This is a genomic window from Sphingomonas kaistensis, assembly GCF_036884275.1.
Classification (GTDB): Bacteria; Pseudomonadota; Alphaproteobacteria; order Sphingomonadales; family Sphingomonadaceae; genus Sphingomicrobium; species Sphingomicrobium kaistense_A.
Genome location: NZ_CP145607.1, coordinates 2658599 through 2682971, shown reverse-complemented (window position 1 = coordinate 2682971; position 24373 = coordinate 2658599). Strand labels below are relative to the sequence as shown.

At 64.4% G+C, this 24373-nt stretch carries 21 protein-coding genes; 8 read left to right on the top strand and 13 right to left on the bottom strand.

Annotation, left to right across the window (positions count from 1 at the left end; translation table 11 throughout):
- Positions 1 to 50: 50 nt before the first annotated feature.
- Genes V6R86_RS13215 through V6R86_RS13205 form a run of 3 tightly spaced genes read right to left on the bottom strand, consistent with a single transcriptional unit; the run spans position 51 to position 3126 of the window.
- Positions 51 to 578 carry a cytochrome b gene (locus V6R86_RS13215; RefSeq protein WP_338505080.1) on the bottom strand — a complete coding sequence of 176 codons (528 nt, stop codon included), beginning with the start codon at positions 576 to 578 and terminating at the stop codon, positions 51 to 53.
- On the bottom strand, positions 575 to 2590 hold the full coding sequence (locus V6R86_RS13210) for a TonB-dependent receptor (RefSeq protein ID WP_338505078.1): 2016 nt from the start codon (positions 2588 to 2590) through the stop codon (positions 575 to 577). Before V6R86_RS13210 ends, V6R86_RS13215 begins: the two co-directional genes overlap by 4 nt.
- Positions 2590 to 3126 carry a rhodanese gene (locus V6R86_RS13205; RefSeq protein WP_338505076.1) on the bottom strand — a complete coding sequence of 179 codons (537 nt, stop codon included), beginning with the start codon at positions 3124 to 3126 and terminating at the stop codon, positions 2590 to 2592. The genes V6R86_RS13210 and V6R86_RS13205 overlap by 1 nt, the downstream gene beginning before the upstream one ends.
- A gap of 62 nt (positions 3127 to 3188) precedes the next feature.
- On the opposite strand from V6R86_RS13205, the gene V6R86_RS13200 reads away from it, so the two are divergent.
- Together V6R86_RS13200 and V6R86_RS13195 are read left to right on the top strand one after the other, a co-directional pair.
- Positions 3189 to 3950 carry a quinoprotein dehydrogenase-associated SoxYZ-like carrier gene (locus V6R86_RS13200; RefSeq protein WP_338505074.1) on the top strand — a complete coding sequence of 254 codons (762 nt, stop codon included), beginning with the start codon at positions 3189 to 3191 and terminating at the stop codon, positions 3948 to 3950.
- Positions 3947 to 4894, top strand: a complete 948-nt coding sequence (locus V6R86_RS13195) for a quinoprotein relay system zinc metallohydrolase 1 (RefSeq protein ID WP_338505500.1) — start codon at positions 3947 to 3949, stop codon at positions 4892 to 4894. Before V6R86_RS13200 ends, V6R86_RS13195 begins: the two co-directional genes overlap by 4 nt.
- On the opposite strand, the gene acs is transcribed toward V6R86_RS13195, so the two are convergent.
- The 3 genes from acs to V6R86_RS13180 all read right to left on the bottom strand — a co-directional run bounded on the left by acs (position 4891) and on the right by V6R86_RS13180 (position 9394).
- The gene (gene acs, locus V6R86_RS13190) at positions 4891 to 6816 is read right to left on the bottom strand and encodes an acetate--CoA ligase (RefSeq protein ID WP_338505072.1); all 1926 of its coding nucleotides are present in this window, start codon (positions 6814 to 6816) and stop codon (positions 4891 to 4893) included. The genes V6R86_RS13195 and acs overlap by 4 nt on opposite strands.
- Positions 6817 to 6877: 61 nt before the next feature.
- Positions 6878 to 8338 (bottom strand): porin, encoded by a 1461-nt coding sequence (locus tag V6R86_RS13185; RefSeq protein ID WP_338505071.1) that lies wholly within the window; start codon positions 8336 to 8338, stop codon positions 6878 to 6880.
- 99 nt (positions 8339 to 8437) lie between these two features.
- Entirely contained in the window at positions 8438 to 9394 is a 957-nt protein-coding gene (locus tag V6R86_RS13180; protein ID WP_338505069.1) for a PQQ-dependent catabolism-associated beta-propeller protein, read from the bottom strand.
- Positions 9395 to 9546: 152 nt separating this feature from the next.
- On the opposite strand from V6R86_RS13180, the gene pedF reads away from it, so the two are divergent.
- From pedF to V6R86_RS13160, 4 genes are all read left to right on the top strand, one after another.
- Positions 9547 to 9948, top strand: a complete 402-nt coding sequence (pedF, locus tag V6R86_RS13175) for a cytochrome c-550 PedF (protein ID WP_425335993.1) — start codon at positions 9547 to 9549, stop codon at positions 9946 to 9948.
- A 1-nt stretch (position 9949) separates the two neighbouring features.
- A complete protein-coding gene (locus V6R86_RS13170) occupies positions 9950 to 10801 on the top strand; it encodes a substrate-binding periplasmic protein (RefSeq protein ID WP_338505065.1) in 852 nt (283 codons plus the stop codon).
- 116 nt (positions 10802 to 10917) lie between these two features.
- Complete coding sequence (locus V6R86_RS13165; protein WP_425335992.1) at positions 10918 to 12636, top strand: methanol/ethanol family PQQ-dependent dehydrogenase; 1719 nt, start codon at positions 10918 to 10920, stop codon at positions 12634 to 12636.
- 92 nt (positions 12637 to 12728) lie between these two features.
- On the top strand, positions 12729 to 13388 hold the full coding sequence (locus tag V6R86_RS13160) for a response regulator transcription factor (RefSeq protein WP_338505064.1): 660 nt from the start codon (positions 12729 to 12731) through the stop codon (positions 13386 to 13388).
- A 6-nt stretch (positions 13389 to 13394) separates the two neighbouring features.
- Here the strand turns inward: V6R86_RS13160 and V6R86_RS13155 are convergent, their stop codons facing one another.
- Genes V6R86_RS13155 through adh form a run of 4 tightly spaced genes read right to left on the bottom strand, consistent with a single transcriptional unit; the run spans position 13395 to position 18730 of the window.
- Positions 13395 to 15554 carry a NahK/ErcS family hybrid sensor histidine kinase/response regulator gene (locus V6R86_RS13155; protein WP_338505061.1) on the bottom strand — a complete coding sequence of 720 codons (2160 nt, stop codon included), beginning with the start codon at positions 15552 to 15554 and terminating at the stop codon, positions 13395 to 13397.
- Positions 15551 to 16714 carry an FIST N-terminal domain-containing protein gene (locus V6R86_RS13150; protein ID WP_338505060.1) on the bottom strand — a complete coding sequence of 388 codons (1164 nt, stop codon included), beginning with the start codon at positions 16712 to 16714 and terminating at the stop codon, positions 15551 to 15553. The genes V6R86_RS13155 and V6R86_RS13150 overlap by 4 nt, the downstream gene beginning before the upstream one ends.
- A gap of 56 nt (positions 16715 to 16770) precedes the next feature.
- A complete protein-coding gene (locus V6R86_RS13145) occupies positions 16771 to 17172 on the bottom strand; it encodes a DUF779 domain-containing protein (protein ID WP_338505059.1) in 402 nt (133 codons plus the stop codon).
- A gap of 37 nt (positions 17173 to 17209) precedes the next feature.
- Entirely contained in the window at positions 17210 to 18730 is a 1521-nt protein-coding gene (gene adh, locus V6R86_RS13140; protein WP_338505057.1) for an aldehyde dehydrogenase, read from the bottom strand.
- A 200-nt stretch (positions 18731 to 18930) separates the two neighbouring features.
- Between adh and V6R86_RS13135 the strand changes: the two genes are divergently transcribed.
- On the top strand, positions 18931 to 19365 hold the full coding sequence (locus V6R86_RS13135; RefSeq protein ID WP_338505055.1) for a pseudoazurin: 435 nt from the start codon (positions 18931 to 18933) through the stop codon (positions 19363 to 19365).
- Positions 19362 to 21764 (top strand): TonB-dependent receptor, encoded by a 2403-nt coding sequence (locus V6R86_RS13130; protein WP_338505053.1) that lies wholly within the window; start codon positions 19362 to 19364, stop codon positions 21762 to 21764. Before V6R86_RS13135 ends, V6R86_RS13130 begins: the two co-directional genes overlap by 4 nt.
- Before the next feature lie 370 nt (positions 21765 to 22134).
- Here the strand turns inward: V6R86_RS13130 and V6R86_RS13125 are convergent, their stop codons facing one another.
- The 3 genes from V6R86_RS13125 to V6R86_RS13115 all read right to left on the bottom strand — a co-directional run bounded on the left by V6R86_RS13125 (position 22135) and on the right by V6R86_RS13115 (position 24326).
- Entirely contained in the window at positions 22135 to 22614 is a 480-nt protein-coding gene (locus tag V6R86_RS13125) for a hypothetical protein (protein ID WP_338505051.1), read from the bottom strand.
- 129 nt (positions 22615 to 22743) lie between these two features.
- On the bottom strand, positions 22744 to 23268 hold the full coding sequence (locus V6R86_RS13120; RefSeq protein ID WP_338505050.1) for a hypothetical protein: 525 nt from the start codon (positions 23266 to 23268) through the stop codon (positions 22744 to 22746).
- A gap of 95 nt (positions 23269 to 23363) precedes the next feature.
- Complete coding sequence (locus V6R86_RS13115) at positions 23364 to 24326, bottom strand: helix-turn-helix transcriptional regulator (RefSeq protein ID WP_338505048.1); 963 nt, start codon at positions 24324 to 24326, stop codon at positions 23364 to 23366.
- Between the last annotated feature and the right edge of the window lie 47 nt (positions 24327 to 24373).

Here is a 24373-nt window from a genome sequence, read left to right as displayed (position 1 = left end):
CCTTGATAAATATTTAGCCAAGTCGGCGGATTCGACCCTAGGCGAGCCTGTCATTGGCCGGGCTGCGTCGAACTCATTGTCATTCTGTCCAGTAGATGATCGCGTTTGACGAACTGGTGACGAAGCGCGGCGGCGATGTGGCCGAGGACGAGCAGCCCGAAAGCGATCCCCAAGGCACTGTGGATGGCCTTCGCCGGCGCATAGGCGGCAGGATCGAGCTGCAGAAAGGGAAGATCGAACAGCCCGAACCAGGTCAGCGGCCGCAGCTCGCTTGCATTCGAGACCATGATCCAGCCGGCGAGTGGCACCGCGATCATCAGCCCGTAGAGGATGGCATGGACCACGCCCGCGAGCCGGCGCTCGGCCGGCGAGGTGTCCGCGGGGAGTGGCGGGGGGCGGTGTGCGAGCCGCCAAGCGAGACGGACAAGGGCAAGCGCGAGGACCGTCAGCCCGATCGCCTTGTGCGCGCGGATGCTTCCGATCGCTCCGTCACTGAGCCCGATGACGAGATTGGCGATGATCAGCGCCGCCATCACCCAATGCAGCCACGCCGCAGTTTGCGTGTAGCGCGCGGTCATCGCAGCCGCAGCCCGATCCACAAGGTGCGGGGCAGGGCTCGCTCGATCACGCCATCCGCGCTCACTGCTGCCTCCACCGTCTTGTTGAAGAGATTTTCGGCGCGCATCTCCACCGCGATCCGCCTTCCCAGAGGTGCCGAAGCAAAGCCATCGAGTGTCACCGCGGGTCTGAGCGCGCGAAGATTGAGATCATCCTCGAACTGCGAGGACAGTGCTCGGACGGTCCCGGACAGGCGCCACTCGGACGGTCCGCGCCAACCCAGCGTCGCCGATGCCTGCTGGCGCGGCGTCTGCGCGGGACGCTTCCCATCGAGCGACAAAGCGGCGCCGGAACTGCGCACCCGTGCATCGACCAGCGAATAGGACAGGCGCGCCTCGAGCGGGCCGAGGTCGCCGCCGAGATCGGCTTCCAGCCCGCGCGAATGGATCGCGTCGAGGTTCTGGCGCTGGCGATAGGTCCCGCCCGCCGCGACGAAGCCGACGATCGGAAAGGTCCCCGGGCCTCGCCCTTGCGTGACATTGGCGATGGCACCATCGAGCCGCGCTTCGTAGGCGGTGAACGACATCGTCCAGCCGCCCCGCAACGTGATGTCGCCGCCGATTTCGCCGCCGATCATCGTTTCCGGCCGCAAGTCGGGATTGGGGCCGGTGGCATCGGCGCCCGCGCGGAACGGACGATAAAGCTCATTCAACGTCGGCAGGCGCCAGCCGCGATAGGCCGCCGCGCGAAGCTTGAGCGGCCGGCCGACCCTGACCTCGCCGGCTACCCGGCCGCTGCCCTGCCATCCGCTGCGATCGGCGAACGCCGTGTCAGTGAGGGTTGGCCCGTTCAACGTCTGCTGGAAGAATGTGCCGTCCCTGATGCTCCAGCGATCGGCCCGGCCGCTCACGCTCAGCGTCGCTGGGCCGGCTGGCACCGTCGCGGCGGCAAACAGGCCGAGCGTGTCCGAGCGCCCTCCCGCCACGCGCCGCCGGGTCGGCGCTCCGCCCACGAACTGGTAGAGCTCCTTGGTCTGCCCAGAGACGAACCGGCCATCGACGCCGATCCTGAGGTCGGCGGTCCCGACCCGGGGCAGGAGTTCGCCGCGGAAACCGTAGCCACGCGAGGGCACGCTATACTGGTCGAGAGTCTGCGTGCTGGTGGTCCGGGCCGCGTTGATGCTGCTGAAGTCGGACTCGAAGTTGCGGAGCTGCGCATAGCCGAGCGCCGACCAGCGCGTTCGTCCCTTGCCGACCAACCGCAGCGACGTATCGACCCCGCGCCCGCGATTGGCGGTGAACGGGACGCCGCGATCGCGCTTGTCGGAGAAGGCGCTGACATTGACCTGGGCTTCGGTGGAGGCTTCCACTTCCTGCACCAGCCGGGCCGCGCCCGACGCCTGGCGGTAGGGGGCCCGGCGGTCGATCGGGCCGCGATCCTCGGCGACGATGGGAATGAAGCCGTCGCCACGGGCGAACGCTCCCGAGACGGTGACGAAGCGTCGGGAGGAGGAAAGCAGCAGGCTGGCCCGGCCGTCGAGGCTGTCGCGACTACCATAGGCGAAGGCGCCTCGCGCCGTGTCGCCCTCGGCGGGCACCGCGCTTTCCAGCTCGACCGTCCCGGCCAGCGCACCCGGCCCAAAATAAGCACTTCCCCCACCACGGCGGATGCGCACCTCGCCGATCCGGTCGGTGGCGTAGGCGGGAAAGGTGATCCACCCCCCGAACGGATCGCCCTGCGGCACCCCGTCGAGCAGCAGCAGCGCCCGCGACGAAGCATTGCCGCCAAGCCCGCGAAGCGTGATCGACTGATTGGTGGCGTGGCTCGACCGGGAATCCGAGCGGCGAAAGCTCTGCACCCCGGCTGCATCGCGAAACACGTCCTCGAGCCGCCCGCTGGGCGACTGCCGGATGCGATTCTGGTCGAGCACCACGACCGCCGCCCCCGCCGTCTCACCGGCGGAAAGCCCGCGGCCGGTGACGATGATGGTCGCGGGCTCGGCCGCCGCAAGTCCAAGAAATAGGGAAAGCATTACCTGCGTCCTTCGCCGAATGGCCGGACGACCTCAAGCGACTGGCCATTCTCCGCCCAGCCGTCGGTGCCGGGACCGTACCAGAATATGTTGCGGATGCCCGACGAGCGAAGCCGGCGCGCGGCATTCCAGCTCATCCAGCAATCGGCCCGGCAGAAGACGACAAGCGGCGCGCCTGGTCGATTGCGGCGGAGCGCGGCGACGCCGCTGCGGAACCAGTCGGCGATAACCGGATCGAGCGGCGAACGGCCAGCCTCGGGAAACCAGCGGGCGCCCGAGATCGAACGGCGCTCCTCCGCCAGTCGCCACTGCCCCGTGGCGAGACGTGTGCCACCCTCGGCGGGCATGACGTCGATGAACAGCCCTTTCCCCTTGCGGTGGAGTGCGATCGCTTCGCGGTCGGTCAGGCTGCGTATCCCTTCGGGCGGGGAGGGCACGACCGCGCGGTAATGCGAGGTCCGGTAGCCCGAACGGTCGAACAGCGCCGGATCTGCGGGCGCGGCTGCGGCAAGCAACATGGCAGCAAGCATCGGCATCGGCTCCTCCCTTGGTTGAATAGTAGAGGGCCTGCCGCCGCTGTAGATACCACCAAAGTAGTATGCCAAGATCGATCATCCTCCTTCTCGCCGCGATGGCGGCGACGCCGGCAGCGGCGCTTCCCGCCGATCCGCTGAGGTCGCCCATGTGGGATTTTGTCGGCGAACGTATCTTCGGTCCGGATGCGGTGGTGCGCTTCGATCCGAGGGTAAAGGTCGTGTTCCCCCAAATCGCGGAGAACCAGCGGGTCTTTCCGGTCACCGTCGACGCGCGCGGGATCGAGGGCGTGAAGCGCATGATCGTGATGATCGACCTCAATCCGATCCAGCAGGCGGTCGACTATCGTCCGGAAGCCGCCGAGCCCTACCTCTCGCTTCGGGTCAAGCTCGACCAGCGCACGCCGGTGCGCGGCGCGGTACAGCTTGCGGACGGCAGCTGGCTGGTCGGCGGCGGCTGGATCGACGCGGCGGGCGGCGGCTGCTCCGCACCCCCAGTCAGCCGAGTGAAGGGTGACTGGGCCCAGCATCTCGGCGAGGTCCGCGGTGAACAATGGCAGGCGGCGCAGGGAAATACCCTGCGGCTCGCCTTCCGCCACCCCATGGACACCGGGTTCGTTGACAACATCCCCGCCTACTTCCTCGAGCGCTTCGCCATCACCGCCGCCGACGGATCGAGGGTCGGAACGCTCGACCTGCAGGCCGCCGTATCGGAGGATCCGGTCTTCACCCTGCGTCCCACGACGTCCGGCAAGACGCTGACGGTCGAGGGCCGCGATACCAATGGCGTGGAGTATCGCGCCACGGTGGCGAGCGCCAAGGGCTGATCCGCCGGCGCGCCTTTCTAGGTGGAGCACTCGCCGCCGTCGCTGCTCCGCCGGCGCTGGCGCAACCTTTTGGCTACCGCATTCGCCCCGAGCCGGTCGGTGACGGGATCTGGATCGTTCGCGGCGCGGATGAACCGATTGCTAGCAGCAATGGCGGCGCCATCGCCAATCTCGCGATCATTGCGACCGATGCCGGTGCGGTGGTGGTCGATGCGGGCCCGTCGCTGCGCTACGGGACCGAGCTCAAGGCGGTGGCGGCAAGGCTGGGCGGCGGCACGGTTGCCCGCGTCTACCTCACGCACTTCCACCCCGACCACGATTATGGCGCAGCGGCCTTCGACCCCGCCATTGTCGCTGCCACCCGCCAATTCCGCGACCTGCCGCTCACCGAGCACCAGGGCTTTGCCGACGGCATGTACCGATTGCTCGGTGACTGGATGCGGGGGACCGAATTCAACTTACCGGGACGAACGGCCGCTGCCGGGGTCGAGACGATCGGAGGACGTCCCTTGCGCCTGCTGCCACTCGGCGGGCACAGCGCCAGCGACCTTGTCATCATGGACGAGAAAAGCGGCGTCCTGATCGCCGGTGACCTAGTGTTCAACGGGCGCGCCGCGTCGACCCCTCATGCGGACGTTGCGCGCTGGAAGCAGTCGCTCGCGACCCTTCGTGCTCTTCCGCATAGGTCGGTACTCCCGGGGCACGGCCCATTCGATCCGACCCCGACCCTGGCAATCGATCAGACCGAGGCCTGGATCGACTGGGTCCAGGAAAACCTTCGCGGGTCGCTGGCAGCAGGGCTCGACATGGTCGAGGCCGGCAACGTGCCGATCCCCGCGCGCTTCGCCTCGCTCAAGGCGGCCCGCTACGAACTGCAACGCTCGGTGGCGCATTTCTACCCGGCGCTTGAAGCCACGCAGCTGCCACGGGTGGACGCGCGCTAGGCGACCCGCTGCGCGACCAGCGCGTCGACCACCCCCGGTTCGGCCAGCGTCGAGGTATCGCCGAAATTGGCGAAATCCCCCTCAGCCACCTTGCGCAGGATCCGCCGCATGATCTTGCCCGAACGGGTCTTGGGAAGCCCCGGCGCGAACTGGATGCGGTCGGGGGTGGCGATCGGGCCGATCTCCTTGCGCACCCACTGGCGAAGCTGCTCGCTCTCCGCCGCCGAGCCCGCGTTGAGGATGACGTAGGCGTGGATGCCCTGGCCTTTGAGGTCGTGGGGAAAGCCGACCACGGCGGCTTCCGCTACGGCGGGATGAAGGACCAGCGCGCTTTCGATCTCGGCGGTGCCGAGCCGGTGGCCGGAGACATTGATGACATCGTCGACGCGCCCGGTGATCCAGTAATAGCCGTCCTCGTCGCGGCGGCACCCGTCGCCCGTGAAATAAAGGCCGCGAAAAGTCGAGAAGTAGGTCTGGAAGAAGCGCTCGTGATCATTCCACACGGTGCGCATCTGCCCCGGCCAGCTACGCACGATGCACAGATTGCCTTCGGTCGCTCCCTCCAGCCGCCGGCCCTCGCCATCGACGATGACCGGCTCGACGCCCATGAAGGGAAGGGTGGCGGATCCAGGCTTCTGCGGCCAGGCGCCGGGCAGCGGCATGATCATGCCTCCGCCGGTCTCGGTCTGCCACCACATGTCGACGATCGGGCAGCGACCTCCGCCCGGAACCTCGTGAAACCAGCGCCAGGCTTCCGGGTTGATCGGCTCTCCAACCGAGCCGAGCAGCCGCAAGCTGATGCGCGAGGTCGACGTCACGTGATGATCGCCCTCGCGCATCAGCGCGCGCAGCACCGTCGGTGCGGTGAACAGCGTCGTCACCTGGTGGCGGTCTACCACCTCCCAGAAGCGCGCCGGGGTCGGCCAGGTCGGCACGCCTTCGAACATCAGCGTGGTCGCGCCGTTCGCGAGCGGGCCATAGACGATGTAGCTGTGTCCCGTGATCCAGCCGACGTCGGCCGCGCACCAGAATACTTCGCCGCGGCGATAGTCGAACGCGGTCTGATGGGTGAGGCTGGCCCACAGCAGATAACCGCCGCTCGAATGCACCACCCCCTTGGGCTTCCCGGTCGATCCCGAGGTGTAGAGGATGAACAACGGATCCTCCGCGTTCATCGGCTCGGGCGGGCAGTCGTCGTCGACGTCGGCGACCAGCACCGCATACTCGTGTTCGCCCGGCTCGAGCACCAGCGGCGCATCGGCGGTGCGAATGATCAGGCGGGTGGTCAGCGACGGCGCAAGCTTGGCGGCGGCCGCGACATTGGCCTGCAGTGGCACCACTTTCCCGCCGCGCAGCCCCTGATCGGCGGTGATGCAGATGCTGCTGTCGCAATCGACGATCCGCTGCGCGATGCTTTCGGGCGAGAATCCCCCGAACACCACCGAGTGGATCGCCCCGATCCGCGCGCAGGCGAGCATCGCCATCGCCGCCTCGGGGATCATCGGCAGGTAGAGGGTGACCCTGTCGCCGCGCTTCACGCCAAGGCGTTTGAGCACATTGGCGAAGCGGCAGATCTCCCGATGGAGCTCGCGATAGGTGAGGGTGCGGGACGCGGCGGAGGGGTCGTCCGGCTCCCAGATGATCGCCGGCGTGTCGCCGAGTTCGTCGAGGTGCCGGTCGAGACAATTGGCGCTGACGTTCAGCAGGCCGTCGGCGAACCAGCGGACCTGGAAGTCGGCTTCGTCGAAGCTGCTTTCGTCGAAACGGGTGGGACGCCTGATCCAGTCGAGTCGGTCGACTTCAGCGTTCCAATAGGCTTCGCCGTCCCCGATCGACCGGCGGTAGGCCTCGGCATAGCCTTTCGCGTCAAGCGCGGCGGGGTGCGATAGCTCGGAATCCGGGTCGAAGAATGTGCTGGCCATGACGGCTCCGAACAAAAAAGGGGTGCGCCGCCGCTGTTCGGACGGCGCACCTAGGAGGCGATCAGAAGAAGATGATCGAACCCAGCGATATCGCGTCGCTTTCGGCCTGGTTGCCGCCGGTCGCGACCGAGGTGGTGCGGGTATATTCGCCGATCAGCGTGACCCAGCCGGTCAGGCCATAGCGAAGCTGCCCGACATAGCTCGAATTATGGTCGACCAGCAGCGGTGAGTAGAGGCCGGTGGTGGTCCGGCGATCGCGATTGGCTCGCTCGGCGCCGGTCAAGTCGAGATTGCTTCGGCCATAGCTGGCGCCCGCCGTGAACTTGCCGAGACCCACCGTGCCTTGGAGGTAATAGCCGTCCGACTTGCGGCGGTTGCCCGCGCCGTCGGTGGCGAACAGGAACAGCGCCGTCGTGCCGACCCCCTTCCCGGTGTAGTAATAGCCGGTCAAGGCGGCCGGCCCGAAGCTCAGCTTTGCGCCGGCGTCGACGGCCCGGCCGGTGTAGGTGCCGAGCGCGCCGTTGCGGTGCTTCTGCGACAGCCCGCTCACCCACAGGCTCGCGCCGACGTCGCCGACCTTGGCGTCGTAGGTGACCTTGCCCTGGAAGCCGGGCGCCCCATTGGTCTCGAACGCGGTGCTGCCAAGTGTCTGCAGCGGCTGGAACATCCCCGCCGACACCTGAAGTCCGCCGAACTTCGGCGAGGTGTAGGTGATCTGCGGCTGGAAGTCGGTGTAGATGTAGCCGACGCCGATCCGCCCAAGCGAGGTGTTGGACGGCGCCGGATTGTTGCCCGGCGTGCCGACCGCCAGCAGGGTGATGTCATTGAGGATCGCGCCCGATGCGAACAGCCCGATGTCGCGGCCGAGCTTGAACTCGCCGACTTCGGGGCGTCCAACCGTGATGTAGGTCTGACGGAAATCGATCCCGGCGGTCGACAGTGCCTGCGGCGATCCCGCGCTGTTGGCGCCGCCAACCCCGGACACGCTGTTGATGCCGGGATACATGCCGAAATGCGCGCCAACGTCCCATCCGGCCTGGTTTGTGGTCAGGTCGAACTTGAGGAAGCCCGGAAGCAGCCCGTTGCGCACCGCGGAGGTGTTGCTGCCGACCGATGCGAGACCGCCGACGACGGTCGTGCGAGCGCCCGGCGTATCGGCATTCTCGTGGGTGTAGAAGGCGTTGACGCTGCCCGAAACCTTGAGGTTGACGCCCCCGACGTTGAGGCCGACGCCGCCGCCGTCCATCACCCGCACCAGCTTCTTGTCGTCGAGCGCGGCGGCTGCCGCGGCCTGCGGTTCGCCCGGCGCTCCGGACGTCGGCGTGACGCTGGTGGCTGCGGCGGCCTCGGTCTTGAGGCCGGCCATCAGCTCGTTATACTCCTCGTCGGAAAGGATTCCCTTTTCCTTGAGCCGCAGCAGCAGCGCGGCGGACGTATCGCCGGCCGCATAGGCGGGTGTCGCGACGCCCAGCGCCAGCGAAAGCGCGGTTCCCGCGAGCAGAGTCTTGGATAGGGTCTTCATGGTGCCTCCCCCGTTCGTGCCGGCCACAGCCTGGCGATGGGGGCAAAAGCTGATTTAAGTGGATTGGCGCGAATATTGGACTTTCGGGCGGGCCGCAGATCAGGGCGCGATCGCGACGCCCCATGCTCCTTCCTCTGCGGGAACGGTTGCGACGACCTTTTCGGTGGGGAGGTCAATGACCGAGACATTGGCCGAAAGTCCGTTGGCCGCGAAGGCGCGCTTTCCATCGGCGGTGATCGCGAGATGCCAGACGCGCTTGCCGACCGGCACATAGTTGCGCGGCGCAAGGCTCGCGACATCGACCATGGCGACAACATTGGCCCGGCCGAGCGCGACGATCGCGGTCTTTCCGTCCGGAGTGAAGCGGATCCCGTCGGGAAGGATTTTCTCCTCCGCCACCCCGGGCGGGGCGAAGCGGATCACCTTGTCGATCGTGCGAGTCGCGACGTCGACCACCTGCACCTCGCCCGCAATCTCGGAACTGATCCAGACCTTGCGACCATCGGCGGTGAATTCCGCATGCCGCGGCCGCTCGCTCACCGCCAGCGTGCTGACGACCTTGTGCGTCGCCATGTCGATAAACGCGACTTCGTTGCTTTCTTCGGCAGTCGATACGACCAGCTTGCCGTCGGGACTGATGGCGATTCCCTCCGGCTCCCCGCCAACGCCGGTCTGCCAGGCAACGCTTCCGCTCGGCAGGTCGATCGCGGTGACCTGGCTTTCCCGTTCGTTGGACGTGACGATCGTCCGCCCGTCCGGCGAAAGAGCGAACTGTTCGGGATCTTCGCCGGCGGGATAAATCTTCAGCAGCGCGCCGGTCCTGGGATCGAGCTCGAGCACGGCATTGTCGTCGCTGGCGCAGACGTACAGTTTTTTGAAGTCGTGGCTGAGCATGATTCCGCGTGGCCGCTTGCCGACCTTCCAGGTCGCGATCGGTTTCAGCGTGTCGCCATCGAACACGGTGACGCTGCCGGCCCTCTCGTTGGAAACATAGACCGTCGTCGCGGCGGCGGGGAGGGGAAGGGCGGCAAGCGCCAGCAGGCTTAAGACTTTCATAGCCGCTTTATCCCCCGTGTCGCGCCGACCTTCTCTACTACCAAAGTCTAATGGGGGGCGACGGGCGGACAATCCATAAGGTCTTGAACGGATTTAGATTTCGCGCGGAATTGGAGAAAGTGGATATGCGTCACCTTGCGAGCCTCGCGTTGATGGCAAGCGTTGCCACCCTCGCCGCCGCCGTCACGTCGCGGGTCACCGCGCACGGCAACGTGGTTCTGCAGGCGGTGGACACCAGCGCGCTGCCCGACATCGGCGAAGCCTGGATCGAGAAGAACCCGTATCGCGGCAATCCCAAAGCGATCGCGATCGGCAAGTCGGCCTACAACCAGAATTGCGCGCGCTGTCATGGCCTCGAAGGGATCAGCGGCGGGATCGCTCCCGACCTTCGCTACCTCGACGTGGGCGAAGCGGGGGATGCCTGGTACATCCAGCGCTACCACAAGGGGTCGAGCCGCGACGGCAAGGTCTACATGCCCCCGATCGGCGATGTGCTCGGCCAGAAAGCCGGCTGGGCGATCCGCAGCTGGCTCGACACCGTTCACGAAGAATAGGATGCTTTCCCGCCGCGCCTTCGTTGCAGGAGGTCTCGCCGCCGCCAGCACCCTTTCGGTTTCCACCGCCTTCGCCGCCCCGCTTCGAAAAGTGCGCGAGACAGGTGTGCTCAAGGTCGCGGTCTATCGCGACTTCGCGCCCTGGTCATGGAAGGAGGGCGAGGCCTTCACCGGCATCGACGTCGACTTGGGCAAGGCGCTCGCCGCCAGGCTTGGGCTCAAAGCCGAGATCATGGATTTCATGGCGGACGAAAGCGCCGATGACGACCTTCGCAACATGATCTGGCGTGGCTCGCTGATCGGCGGGGGCGTCGCCGACATCATGCTTCACGTTCCCTACGATCCGCAGTTCGCCAAGCAGAACGACCGGGTCGCGATCGTCGCGCCTTATTACCGCGAAGGCTTCGCGCTCGCCTGCTCACGCGAGGTCGATTGCGAAGTGCCGCCGCCGCAGTTCAAGGGCAAGCGGCTGGCGGCGGAGCTCGATTCGATTCCCGATTTTTACCTGACGGGAAGTTTCGGCGGCGTGCTTCGCGGCGACGTTCGCCACGAGATGAGCGCCAAGGCTGCGCTCGATCTCATCCCCGCGGACAAGGCCGACGTGGTGATGGCGTCCCGCGCCCAGGTCGAGTTCGCAATGGCCCAGCCGTCGGGCAAGTCCTTCATCCCGCGCAAGGGACCGCTGCCCGCGCTGCCGAGTGCGGGCTGGGATGTCGGGATCGCCGTTCGGGACGACAGCCGCGACCTTGGCGACGCGGTCGAGGAACTGATCGTCGCGATGCGCGCGGACAGGAGCCTCGATCCGATCTTCGCCCGCTACGGGGTGACGCCCAAGGCACCGCTTCGGGGCTAGGCCCAAGGTGCAATATGCCGCCTCGCTCAACCAAGTAGCCTGACCGGGTCTTAACAGGGGTAGCGCCAGGCAAAGTGCGCGAGCCGCTGCAACGGAGGGGTGTGATGTTCAAGATCATGATGCGCTCGACCACGATTCTGGCGGCTGCAACGCTGGGGCTGACCGGCCCGCTAAGCGCGCAATCCGCAGGCCCCGGCGATGCGGAGCTGATGAACGACGCCGCGACTCCCGGCGACGTCCTGACCTATGGCATGGGGCCGCAAGGCCAGCGCTTCAGCACGCTGACGAAGATCAACGCCGACAACGTCGGCCGGATGGTCCCGGCCTACACCGCCTCGCTCGGCGGCGAAAAGCAGCGCGGCCAGGAATCGCAGCCGATCGTCTATGACGGCATGATCTACGTCACCGGTTCGTACAGCCGGGTGTTCGCCTTCGACGCCCGCACCGGGGAAGAGAAATGGCAGTATGACGCCCGCCTCCCAGACGGAATCATGCCGTGCTGCGACGTCGTCAATCGCGGTGCCGCCATCTACGGTGACAAGATCATCTTCGGAACGCTCGATGCGCATCTCGTCGCGCTCAACCGCCAGACCGGGAAGGTGATCTGGAACAAAACCCTCGCGCCCTACGACGCCGGCTACAGCTTCACGGCCGCTCCGCTGATCGTGAAGGGCAAGGTCATCTACGGCAATTCGGGCGGCGAGTTCGGCATCGTCGGCAAGGTCGAGGCCCGCGACGTCAACACCGGCGAACTGGTCTGGTCGCGGCCGACCGTCGAGGGCCATGTGGGACAATTGAACGGCAAGCCCTCGACCATGACCGGCAAGCTCAATGCAAGCTGGCAGGGCGACCTGTGGAAGAGCGGCGGCGGCGCCACCTGGCTCGGCGGCACCTACGATCCGGGCACCAACCTGCTCTATTTCGGCACCGGCAACCCGGCTCCCTGGAACAGCCACCTTCGCCCGGGCGACAACCTCTATACCTCGTCGACCGTCGCGCTCGATCCCGACAGTGGCGAGATCAAGTGGCATTATCAGACCACGCCGCACGACGGCTGGGACTTCGACGGGGTGAACGAATTCATCCCGTTCGACGCCGGCGGCCGCAAGCTCGGCGCCAAAGCCGATCGCAACGGCTATTTCTTCGTCCTCGACCGCACCAACGGCAAGTTTATCTCGGCCAATCCGTTCGTTTCGAAGACCACCTGGGCGAATGGCTTCAACAAGCAGGGGCGGCCCAATTTCGTCGCCGCCAACCGTCCCAGCGCGCCGACCGCGGAAAAGGGCAGCACGGTGTTCTCCGCGCCGAGCTTCCTCGGCGGCAAGAACTGGATGCCGATGAGCTACAGCAAGCAGACCGGCATGTTCTACATTCCATCCAACGAATGGGGCATGGACATCTGGAACGAGCCCGTCGCCTACAAGAAGGGCGCGGCTTACCTTGGCGCCGGATTCACCATCAAACCGCTCTACGAAGACCACATCGGCGTGCTTCGCGCGATGGATCCGGCGACCGGCAAGATCAAATGGGAATATAAGAACAAGGCGCCGCTGTGGGGCGGGGTGCTGTCGACCGCCGGCAACCTCGTCTTCACCGGAACGCCAGAAGGCTATCTCAAGGCCTTCGACGCGCAGACCGGCAAGGAATTGTGGAAGTTCAACACCGGGTCGGGCGTGGTCGGCTCGCCGGTCACCTGGGAGCAGGACGGCCAGCAATATGTCGCGGTGATGAGCGGCTGGGGCGGCGCGGTTCCGCTGTGGGGCGGCGAGGTCGCCAAGGCCGTCCAGCATATCAATCAGGGCGGCTCGCTCTGGGTCTTCAAGCTGCCGTCATGATCCGTTGGCAGGGCGCTCGCCCCGAGCGGGCGCCCGGCCCTTTGACGACGCTTGCGGCCGCGCTAGGCTCCGCAGGCAGGGAGCCGGTGACCGTGACCCAAGTGTTGATTGTCGACGATCATCCGCTGATGCGCGACGGCCTCCGGTCGCTGATCAGTGCCGGCTTCGACGATTGCACCGTCCATGAGGCAAGCTCGATCGCCGAAGCGCTCGACTGCATGAACCGCGCGGACGACCTCGATTTCGTCCTGCTCGACCTTCATGTCCCCGACGCCTCGGCGTTCGATGGCCTGACCCGGATCCGCGACCATCATCCGGCGGTTCCGGTGATCATGGTCTCGGCCGCGACCGACCGCCAGAATATCCGCGGAGCGCTTGATGCCGGCGCGTCGGGCTTCATCGTCAAGTCGATGAAACGCAGCGCCATCATCTCGGCCGTGAATGCGGTGCTGTCGGGCGACGTCTACGTCCCGGACGAACTGCACGCGCCCGATGCGGTGGATCAGGAACGCGACACCATACTCGCCAAGATCGCCTCGCTGACGCCGCAGCAGACGGTCGTGCTCGGCCTGATCGTTGCCGGCAAGCTCAACAAGCAGATTGCCTTCGACCTCGACGTATCGATGACCACGGTGAAGGCCCACGTGTCGGCCATCCTCGCCAAGCTCAACGTCTTCAGCCGGACCCAGGCGGTGATCCTCTCCAACAAGGTCGGCTTTCCCGGCAACGCGTCACCCCACGGACATCACTGAGCGTCCTCACCCCGCTGTGAGACGGGTCATCAGGGCGCGGAGCTGGGCTGGCTTGATCGGCTTGTGGAGGATGCGCAGGCCTTTGGCCTGGAGCTCGTCGCGCAATTCCTGGCCGCGGTCGGCGGTGATGATGATGGCCGGAATGGACAGGGCGGCGCGTTTCCACAGCCGCGCCACCACCGCGTCCCCTAGTTCGTCATTGTCGAGGTGATAGTCGGCGATGATCAGGTCAGGCGGGACCGCCATGGCGGCCAACTCGGCCTCGGCTTCGTCACCGCATTGCGTCGCGGCAATCTCGCAATCCCAGCCTTCCAGCAGCGCCGACATCCCCGACAGGATGGTCTCGTCATTGTCGATCACCAGAACGCGCCGGGCAATCGAAGAGCCCGTGGCTAGAAGCGCGACCTCGGACTCGGCGGCCTGCGGTCCGTGATAGAGCGGTAGCTCGATCTCGAATCTGCTGCCCCGGCCAAGGCTGGAGTCGAGGCGAAGCGGATGCCCAAGCATGCCGATCGCCCGCTGGACGATGGCAAGGCCGAGGCCCATGCCCCGGCTTCGCCCGCCGTCGAAGCGACGGAATTCCTCGAAGATCAGGGCATGGTTTTCGGGCGCGATGCCCGAACCGGTGTCGGAGACACTGATCACCACCTTGGACCCGTCGTCCACGGCCCGCAGGGTGACTGATCCCTGGTCGGTGTAGCGGACGGCATTGGAAAGAAAATTCTGGATGACGCGGCGAAGAAGGCGGGAATCCGACAATACCCGCAGGTTCGACATCTCGACATCGAGGGTGAGACCGCTCTTCGCAGCGAGGGGCGCAAACTCCGCCCGCATGGCGCCGAACAGGTCGGCAAGCGGAACGACGGTGACTTCAGGGGTGATCGCTCCGGCATCCAGCTTGGAGATTTCGAGCAGGGCCTCGAGCAGATCTTCGACGCTGTTCAGCGCACTTTCGGTCTGCTCGATCAGCCGGCCGGTGTCGGGATCGACCTTGCGATCGTGCAAGGCCGAGACGAACAGCCGCGCGGCGTTCAGTGGCTGCAGCAGGTCGTGGCTGGCGGCGGCAAGGAAGCGCGTCTTGGACAGGTTCGCCTGTTCCGCGGCGGTCTTCGCCTCCAGCATCGCGGCGGTCCGCTCGGCGACACGCCGCTCTAGCGTTGCCGCATTGCGGCGGACCTGGGTGACGTCGGCAATGCTCAGCACCATCCCCGCATTGGGCAGGGGGACTCGGCGCACTTCGAACGTCTGGCTGTTCTCCAGCTTATATTCCTGCCGGTGACTGCGGCTGGCCTGGTCGCGCCAGCCGAGGCTGAGGCCCGGAGTGGTGGCGCCCACGAAGCTGACCAGGCTGGAATGGTCGGTGATCAGCTCGCCCATGCTCAGGGGATCGATCTTGAGCAGGGTCAGGAGGGCGCCATTCCACGCCACCAGTTGGCGATCCTGATCGAACAGGGCCGCGCCTTCCGGCATGGCATCCAGAGTCGCCTGCAGGATGCCTGCGCGCTGGGCATATTCCCGGGTCCGCTCGCGGACGCTTTCGGCCTTGATGTCGGTGATGTCGGTATAGATGCCGACGATCCCGCCCTCCGACGTCCGAAGCTCGTTGATCTGGATCCAGCGTCCGTCGGCCAGCGACTGAACGTGCGCATTATCAGCAACCCGGTGCCGGCGCATTCGCTCGCTGACCCAGCGGTCGGGAGCGATGATCTGCGTCAGCGCCCGGCCATCGTCGGAGATCAGCCGGATGATGTCCGCGAATTGCATCCCCGGCCTGATGCGGTCGGCGACCTCGGGCCAGAAGCCGAGATAGGTCTGGTTGCACATCACCAGGCGGTCGTCGGCGTCGAATAGCGCAAAGCCTTCGTTGATGCTCTCCACCGCGTCGTTTAGCCGGCGCCCGGCCGCTTCGGCCAATTCCTTGGCTTCGCGTGCCGCCGCATGGCTGATCGCCAGCCTAGCCAGAGCATCCTCGAGCTCGTGGGTGCGGTGCCGCACCTTGTCTTCGAGCGAAATTGCCGTCTCGAACAGCGAAAAGGCATTGCCCTGGAGTTCGGTCGACCGCTCGACCCGGCTCATCAGCGCCGCATTGATCTTCTTGAGCTTCTCGATCTCCCGCCGGGCCCGGTCGAGCTCGCTGCTCTCGTCATTGGCGGGCGTGACGGTCATCGCCCGATCGCCAGCCCACTCAGCGTCTGGTTCACGTGCAGAGCGTGGAATTGCTCGCCATAGGTGTTGAAGCCGATTACCCCGGCCTCCGCATAAATGGCCGAAACCGCCCCGCGCAGCTGCCGCCGCTCAACCTCGACCAGGTTGAGCACGCAGTCGAAGCCAATCACCCGGTCTATCGGTCCGACCTTACCCTCAAGATCGGCAAACAGTTCGGACAGGTTGGCGACGACGTCGGTCTGTTCGCCGAGCGTCAGCACAAGTCCCTCGTCGATCGCGCAGTAAAAGGTCAGGCTTCCGTCCGCGTTCGCGGCCTGGACCGAGCGCACATAATATTCGCCGCCGGCGCGAACCATCGGGGGATGCGCGGCGAAGATTCCGGGTTCGAGATCCTCGACCCGCAGTCCGACCAGCCGGGCATACTCTTCGGCGGCAGGCTCGGCATTGATCTCGAACACCACCCGGCTTTGCGAGTCTGCCTTGGTGATGACCATCTTGGTCTCGCCGGGGCGATGATGCTGAGCGCGAAAGACATGCATCGGGCGCGACGATGTCAGCACCGCAATTACCGCCGCATCGCGCCGGAACGCTCCATCCCAGAAGACAAAGGTTTCCCGAAAGGCCAGTCCGTCGCCCGACGATCCACCGATCAGCGGAATGTCGCCAAGCGCATCCTGCAAGGTGACCGTCAGCATCTCTTCGCGGTGCGACAGCCCGTCGATCAGGAAGATGGCGGCGCGGTGCAGATCGCTGCCGAGGCAGGCGGCGTCTTCCCTTGCCTCGGCCGCGAGCAGGCGCACCTCGCGCTGTGCCCCGGCACTGTCGAAGCGCTCGAGATCCTGAAGGCAGATCGCCTTCATCCGGAATGCGCTGGCTGGGAAGCCGATGGCGGTGATAGTGTCTTCGGCAAGGCCGTCGGGGGACAGTTCGCCCGATGAGGTGCAACCGATGATGGTCAGGTCGTCGGCACGCTTCTTCAGGGCCTCGGCAAGCTGGTCGAGCGGGTAGCGGCTGGAGCAGAAACAGATCACGCCGGCGAGCTCGGGCAACGGAAAGTCGCGGAACAGTTCGCGCACCGCTTGCTCGGGATCGTTCTCGACGGTCGAGGCGACATGGATGCGGTCGGAAACGTCCGCGGCGGCTCTGGCGATACAATCCATGGCGAGTCAGACTGTGTCACCGGGCGGAGCGTTCGTCACGCCTTTTCGTCCCGCGATTAGGCGCCGCGCGCGGGCGGCTCCGAGGCTTCGAGTGCAGCCGATTCCTCGTCGCTGAAAACACGGCTGCGGATCACGAACCTGACGCCCTCCGGCCCTTCGAGCGAGAAGCCGGCGCCGCGTCCCGACACGACGTCGATCGTGACCTGCGTGTGCTGCCAATATTCGAATTGCGCGGCTCCGATCCACACCGGAATGTCGTTGCCGACATGGCCGAGCAGGACATCCTGCGTGCCGACCTTAAATTCGCCGGCGGGGTAGCACATCGGCGCGCTGCCGTCGCAGCAGCCGCCGGACTGGTGGAACATCAATGGCCCATGCTGCCCGGCGAGCCGGTCCATCACGACGACCGCCTCGGACGTGGCGAGAATGCGCGGCGGCAAGGGGTCACCGCCGCGCATCCGGACGTCCGCAGTCGAGCCTGCAGCCGCCACCGCCTCAGAAAAACCCAAGGGCCTTAGGGCTGTAGCTGACCAGCAGGTTCTTGGTGTTCTGGTAATGGTCGAGCATCATGCGATGATTCTCACGGCCAATGCCCGACTGCTTGTAGCCGCCGAACGCCGCGTGCGCCGGATAGGCATGATAGCAATTGGTCCACACCCGCCCCGCCTGGATCGCCCGCCCAAAGCGATAGGCCCGGGTCCCGTCGCGGGTCCACACTCCGGCGCCAAGACCGTAGAGGGTGTCGTTGGCTATCTCGAGCGCTTCGGCTTCGTCCTTGAAGGTGGTGACCGCGACGACCGGGCCGAAAATCTCCTCCTGAAAGACCCGCATCTTGTTGTGGCCTTTGAGGATGGTCGGCTGGACATAATAGCCCTCCGCATTGTCGCCCTCATGGACCTGGCGCTCGCCACCGGTCAGCACCTCGGCGCCCTCTTCCCTGCCGATCGCGATGTAGCTGAGGATCTTCTCGAGCTGGTCGTTCGATGCCTGGGCGCCGATCATCGTGTCGGCGTCGAGCGGATTGCCCATCTTGATCGCCTGGACCCGCTTGATCGCGCGTTCGATGAAGCGTTCGTAGATGCTTTCCTGGATCAGCGCGCGGCTCGGGCAGGTGCAGACCTCGCCCTGGTTGAGCGCGAACATCGCGAAGCCTTCGAGGCACTTGTCGAAATAATCGTCGTCGGCGTCCATCACGTCCGCGAAGAAGATGTTGGGAGATTTTCCGCCGAGCTCGAGAGTGACGGGGATCAGATTCTCCGTCGCATATTGCATGATCAGGCGGCCGGTCGTGGTTTCGCCGGTAAAGGCGATCTTGGCGATCCGGTTGGACTGGGCAAGCGGCTTGCCGGCCTCGATCCCGAACCCGTTAACGATGTTGAGGACACCCGGCGGAAGCAGGTCGCCGATCATCTCCGCCAAGACCATAATCGACATGGGGGTCTGTTCGGCCGGCTTCAGCACCACGCAATTGCCGGCGGCGAGGGCCGGGGCGAGTTTCCACACCGCCATCAGCAGCGGGAAATTCCACGGGATGATCTGTCCGACCACTCCGAGCGGCTCGTGGAAATGATAGGCGATGGTGTCGTGATCGATCTCGCTGATCGAGCCTTCCTGAGCACGCAGGCAGCCGGCGAAGTAGCGGAAGTGATCGATCGCCAGCGGCAGGTCGGCATGAGTGGTCTCGCGGATCGGCTTGCCGTTGTCGATGGTTTCCACCAGCGCCAACGTCGGGAGACGTTCTTCAAGCCGATCCGCGATCTTGTTGAGGATATTGGCGCGGACGGCGGGGGAGGTCTTGCCCCACTCGTCCTTCGCCGCATGGGCAGCATCAAGCGCGAGCTCGATATCTTCCTTGGTGCCACGGGCGATGCGGCACACCGTCTTGCCGGTGATCGGGGAAGGATTGTCGAAATACTCGCCCTTCACCGGGGGCACGAACTTGCCGCCGATATAATTGTCGTAGGTCGACCGCATCGTGACGTCGCCCTTGAGATTGTCGAGTGCCTGCTGAAGCATGTGCGTATCTCCCACGCTTTGGCCCCATCACGTCGACTCGCTCGCAATGAGGACCTTCCGTCAACTCTTTTCGACCCCGCTGCGCTCGCAAGCCATTCTACCAAGGACCAATTGCGGGGGGTGTGCGCCTGCTGTTCCTGCTGGTCCCTGCATGGTGCGGCGCCGGAGTAGGGGGCTGCACGCCAACAGGAGTGTCCGTCGTGAAGCTTTCCCGCCTTTGCCTTGTCGCAACCTTTCTTGGCGTGGCGACATCCGCTGCAGCCAAGGACATTCCGGTTCAGATGCTGACCAGCGGGCCCGGCGGGGCAATGGTCTTCTCGCCGGCAGTCGTGAAAGCCAACGTCGGCGACACCATCCGCTTCATCGCATCGCCCAGCCACAATGCCGAGTTGATCCCCGGATTGGTCCCGGCCGGTGTCCCGATCAGCGGCGGTAAGATGAACCAGGGGTTCGATCTCAAGGTCACGGCGGCCGGCCTCTACGGCATCAAGTGCAAGCCGCATTTCGCGATGGGGATGGTCGCGCTGATTAAAGTCGGCAAAGGCCCGGCGCCGAACGCTGCGAGCGCGGCTGCGGTCAAGCTTCCGGGCCTCGCGGCCAAACGCATGGCGGGCTATCTCACCAAAGCGAAGTGAGCAACAGTTTCGGCGATCGCGACGGGGCATGGAGCCGGCGATCCGATCCGGCGCTTTGGCACAAAGCTCGGCGAACAGGTGCTCGGACGGCGACCCTGGTGCGGGGTCTGCAGCGCCGCCATGCTGTTCTCGCCTGTTCGCTATGTCTCGGGACCAACTTGCCTGCCCTGGCTCAGCAGCCCACGGCAGATGAGGGCAATAGCGGCAGCACCATCATCGTCACTGCGCCCGGCGGCACCCGCTCGGACGATGCCCAACTTTCCCTCGACGAGGACAGGCTGGGCGAGGCTGCAAGGCCCGATCTTCTATCTGCAATCAGCCGATCGGTGGCCGCCGTCGGCTTGCAGGACGCGCAGGGAAATCCGTTCCAGCCCAACCTCTCCTATCGTGGGTTCGTGGCGTCGCCTCTGCAGGGACAAGCACAGGGTCTGGCCGTCTACCTCGATGGGGCACGCTTCAACCAGCCGTTCGGAGACACCGTACAATTCGATCTCCTGCCCGAGGTGGCCATTCAGAAGCTCGAGATATTCGAATCCAATCCCTTGTACGGCCTGAATGCGCTCGGTGGCGCGATCGTCCTCCAGACGAAAACCGGACGGACGAGCCCGGGCATAGCCGTGACTGCCGCAGGCGGCGCCTTTGGCGAACGTGAAGTCGCGGGCGAAGCCGGTTGGCGTGGCAGACGCGCAAGCATCTACGCTGCCGTGCAACAGACCCGGGACCGTGGTTGGCGTTACTTTTCGCCGTCGCGTCTTCGCAGCAGCTTTGCCGATCTCGGCTGGGATGGAGAGCGCGCGGGACTGCACCTCAAATTGGTGGGGGCGGACAATGACCTGACCGGCAATGGCAGTGTGCCGGTAGAGCTTTACGCGCTCGATCGTCGCGCCGTCTTCACTCACCCCGACATCACCCTCAACCGCTTCGTCCGCGGGAGCGTTCATCCCTGGCTGATGCTCGGCAATTCGGGGGATCGTCTCGAAGGCGTCATGTACCTTCAACGCCTTCGTCAGGACACCCTCAACGGAGACCACGCTGACATCGAGGTCTGCGAAGCGGCGACGGATTTGCTTTGCCTGGAAGGAAGAAGTGACGGGGAGGAGCCTCTCTTCGATGAACTCGGCAAGGCAATCGGCGCCTCCTCGAGTGAGGGAGGCTATGGCCTGGTCAATCGCAGCAAAAGCAGGGGACAGGCGGGCGGCATCCTTGTCCAGTTCGTCCGGGAACGGGAAACGTCGGCCGGCAAGGGTCGGCTGGTCGTAGGCTTCAGCCATGATGCCAGCCGTACCCAGTTCAACAGCAGCAGCGAACTTGGAATGCTGACCGACGATCGCGGCGTGGAGGGGCTTGGTCCCATCGTCTCGCAATTAGACGGGTCGATCACACCGGTATCGCTGTCAGCGCGCACGAGCTACGGTGGGCTGTTTCTGGCTCACACGATTCCGCTCAAACCTATGCTGGCGGCAGAACTCGATGCGCGCTGGAACCGTCAGCTTGTCCGCCTTGACGACCAACTCGGAACCGCACTTGATGGCAGGCACCTGTTCAAGCGACTTAATCTCGCGGCGAGGCTGAAGTGGCAGCCAGCTTCCGGCATCGTGCTGCGTGCGGGTCTTGCAACCAACAGCCGTGCTCCAACTCCGGCCGAGTTGGCCTGCGCCGATGAGGAGGCGCCTTGCAGCCTGACCAACTTCTTCGTCGGCGACCCTCCCTTGAATCAGGTGGTGACGCATACTTACAGCGCGGATGCCAACGGCCGGACGGGAAGGCTGAATTGGCAGATTGCCGCGTACCGGTCAGTGAACCGCGACGACATCCAATTCGTTTCCTCGGCCGTGCGCGGGCGGGCTTATTTTCGCAATGTGGGCTCCACCCGGAGGCAAGGTGCAGAAGCCCATGCCATCTATGAAAATGGTCCTTTCCGGGCAGCGGTCGGATATGCTTTCACCGACGCCACCTTCAGGACGCCCACCATTCTCAACTCACCCCTCAATCCGGGCGCAGATGACAGCGGCCGCATCAATGTGGAGCCGGGTGATCAAATTCCTGGCGTCCCGCGTCATCGCTTCACAGTGCAGGCTAAGTTGCAGCGTAGGGCTTGGTCGATTGGCGCAGATGTTTCCTTCTCATCCGGCCAACATTTCTTCGGCGATGAAAACAATGCTGACGCCCGGACACCCCGGTATAGCGTTTTAAACTTACGAGGGTCGGCAACGGTGACCCGCCAGCTCCGACTCTTCGGCGAAGTACGCAACGCTCTCGACGTTCCGTTTGCGACATTTGGGACTTACACGGAAGTTGACGACATCTACTTAAAAGAAGCCCCGAATGCGACGAATCCTCGAAGCATCGGCCCCGGCACCCCAAGACGAGTAACAGTTGGGATGAGTGCGGAGTTCTAGTCATTCCGCCAGCTCTCACACCGCCGCGCTCTAAGCCAAAACGTTCGAACGCCAATTTGCGGTAGGCCGCTCTCCCTAGCCGCTTTCGAGGCTTCACAGCGGAAATTGGACCGTCTCCTTTCGGCCACCTGCGGCGGTAGGGCGCGCATGAATGATCGTCCGCTTACGGGCAGCGGTCACCCGATCCTGAACGTCTGAGAGTGGGTCTTTTCAGACGCGGGAGTTTGCTGAACGGGAGTCGCTACTCATCTTCGAGTGGCCGAGTGGTCCGCCGCGCCCCTATCCCGAGCGGGCGCGGCGCCACTTAACGCTTTCGGGGGCGGAGGGGGAGCTTGCGAGGAGACACGAACTCCCCGCAAGACACCTTTCTTCACTTCCACTTGACTCCGAGTTTGGCCAGACCGAAGTCAGCGTCGTCTGGTAGCACAGCCATAACCCAATCCAGCGCTACCTCGTGACGCGCCCCGCCCGGTTTGGGCGCCAGCGCGCCCACAAACTCGAACGCCTTAGAGCGACCCTTGAACAACTTATGGAGCTGCTCAGTAATCGGGCCATTCTCCACGTACCAGTCATGAAGGCCGTAGATGTTGTCCAATAAGGGTGGGCTGCCAACCATCTTGATGTTCAAGCCGCGTCGAGCGATGAACCTTTCGAATGACGTGACGTACGTGGCGTATTCCTGGTGCATCAGCCAGTCGGTGAAAGTAGAGTCTCTCAACTCGCCTTGAATCTCGACGTCGGTGAGCTTCACCTGGTTGTCGTAGAGCAGAATGCCCGAGTAGTGGGCACGATCCACAGTCGCGACGATGCGTACACCACGTTTGTAACGAGGGCACTTATACCTCGACATGCTCACCGCCTTGAAGTCGGCAACGGGAATGTGAGTTCAGGGAAGCCACAATCACGGGAGCACTCCCGCGCGCGTGTTTGGGAAATGCGATGGCCGCAACGAGCACGTTCGTGCCAAAGGCCCGGGCGCTCATTGCTGCATCACACGCGATGCGAAGGGAACAGGCTCGGGTACATCGCCCTCGAGTACGAAGTGGATCCATTCATGCTCGGCGAAGATGTAGGCTGGGTGATAGAGCTCACTACCGGCAAGCACCTCATCCAGATGCAGCATAGCCAACGCCATGTAGGTATGACGGCCATCCACGATAACGAGGCCGTCATGAGTCTCAACACCCAGCATTGGACGTGCGCGGGTGGGGATGCCAAGAGCGCTGTGCCTTAAGATCACGTCAGCGAAACGTTCGACTCGCTGGGCTTCGATGTACCCATCAGCTTCGAACTCTCTGCAGATCTCTTTGCAGAGAGGGATTTCAAAATTGCACGCCCCGGTGAGTCCATTCCAGTATTCGTTCATGGCAGTGATATCAAAGCTTAGTTTCGAACCATCTGCCAATGGTACGCAGAATATCTCGCTTTTGGGATTTTTGGGAATCACCGCAAAGAGCTCGATGGTATCTACGGAAGGCGAATAAACAGTACTGTTGTAAGTCATATTAGTCTTTCTTGGTTGCGGGCCTGTTGTTGCCCATGCCCAAGAATTAGACTGCTAGTCGCCTGACCCGCATTATTTTTCTTTTACGGATTTAGTTATCGAACAGGAGTTCGGGCGATCCTCTCGACGTATGGATTGCTGTCCATCCAGTGCAGCGTCGGGGGACCGCGATGCTGCCGCTCGAAGATGAACCAGCCGCAGTATATTTGTGCCGGCTTAAAGCGATCAGCAAAGGGGTCTGTACCAACAAAATCGATGCCGCGGGTGAGCACATGCACTCGCGCTAAGGGAAAGCCAGGATCGCTCCAGATGTCCGAGTGCCTCTGAGCCCCCACGAGATAATTCAAAGGCAGCAGGAAGCAAAACTTGTTAGCCACGATGCGTTTCGCGTGCTTTATGAACTCCTGATGCAAGCGGAATGGCGGATTGGTGATGACGGTGTGGTGCTGTTGGTGAATGTCGAAGAAGTCACGACACTCGTCCCCGCGTCCGTGCAGATCGGAGCAGACAACCTGATAGCCTCGTTCGAGTAGAACTCTCTCAATTATCCGCGCCTCTCCGACTGCGGGTTCCAGGACCGGGTGAGCTCGGTCAATCACCTCGTGATCAAGAAGCAGACGTACGATCGGTGCGGGAGTGACGTAGTGATCGGCTCGTCTGCGTACTCGCTCGGACGACCACCCTACGACCGCTATGCCTCTCCGGTTGTGCCCCTCGCTCACGGCTCGAGCACGTGCGGCTGGCGCGAGCACACTGGCAAGTCGATGCAGAGGCCCCAGCGTACCTCGGCCCGCCTCAATTTCGCGAACGGTATTCACCGCAATTTCCGCCCGCTCTGCTGCGGCACGAAGGGAGAGCGATTTCGAGATGCGTGCCAAGCGGAGGCGCTCCCCGATCCTTCGTGCGCCCATCGGAAGGCCGGTAACGGAAATTGGAATGTGCTTTTCCAAGGCAAGGAAATTACTCACTCGCCCAGTGTTGCCTTCAATTTCCGCAACGGCCTGCCGACTTAGGCCAGCAAGCTTACCAAGCTCGGTTTGCGTGAACTTGCGCGCCATGCGTCCTGATCGCAGAGCCTGACCCAGATTCACGCGGATACCCCCAC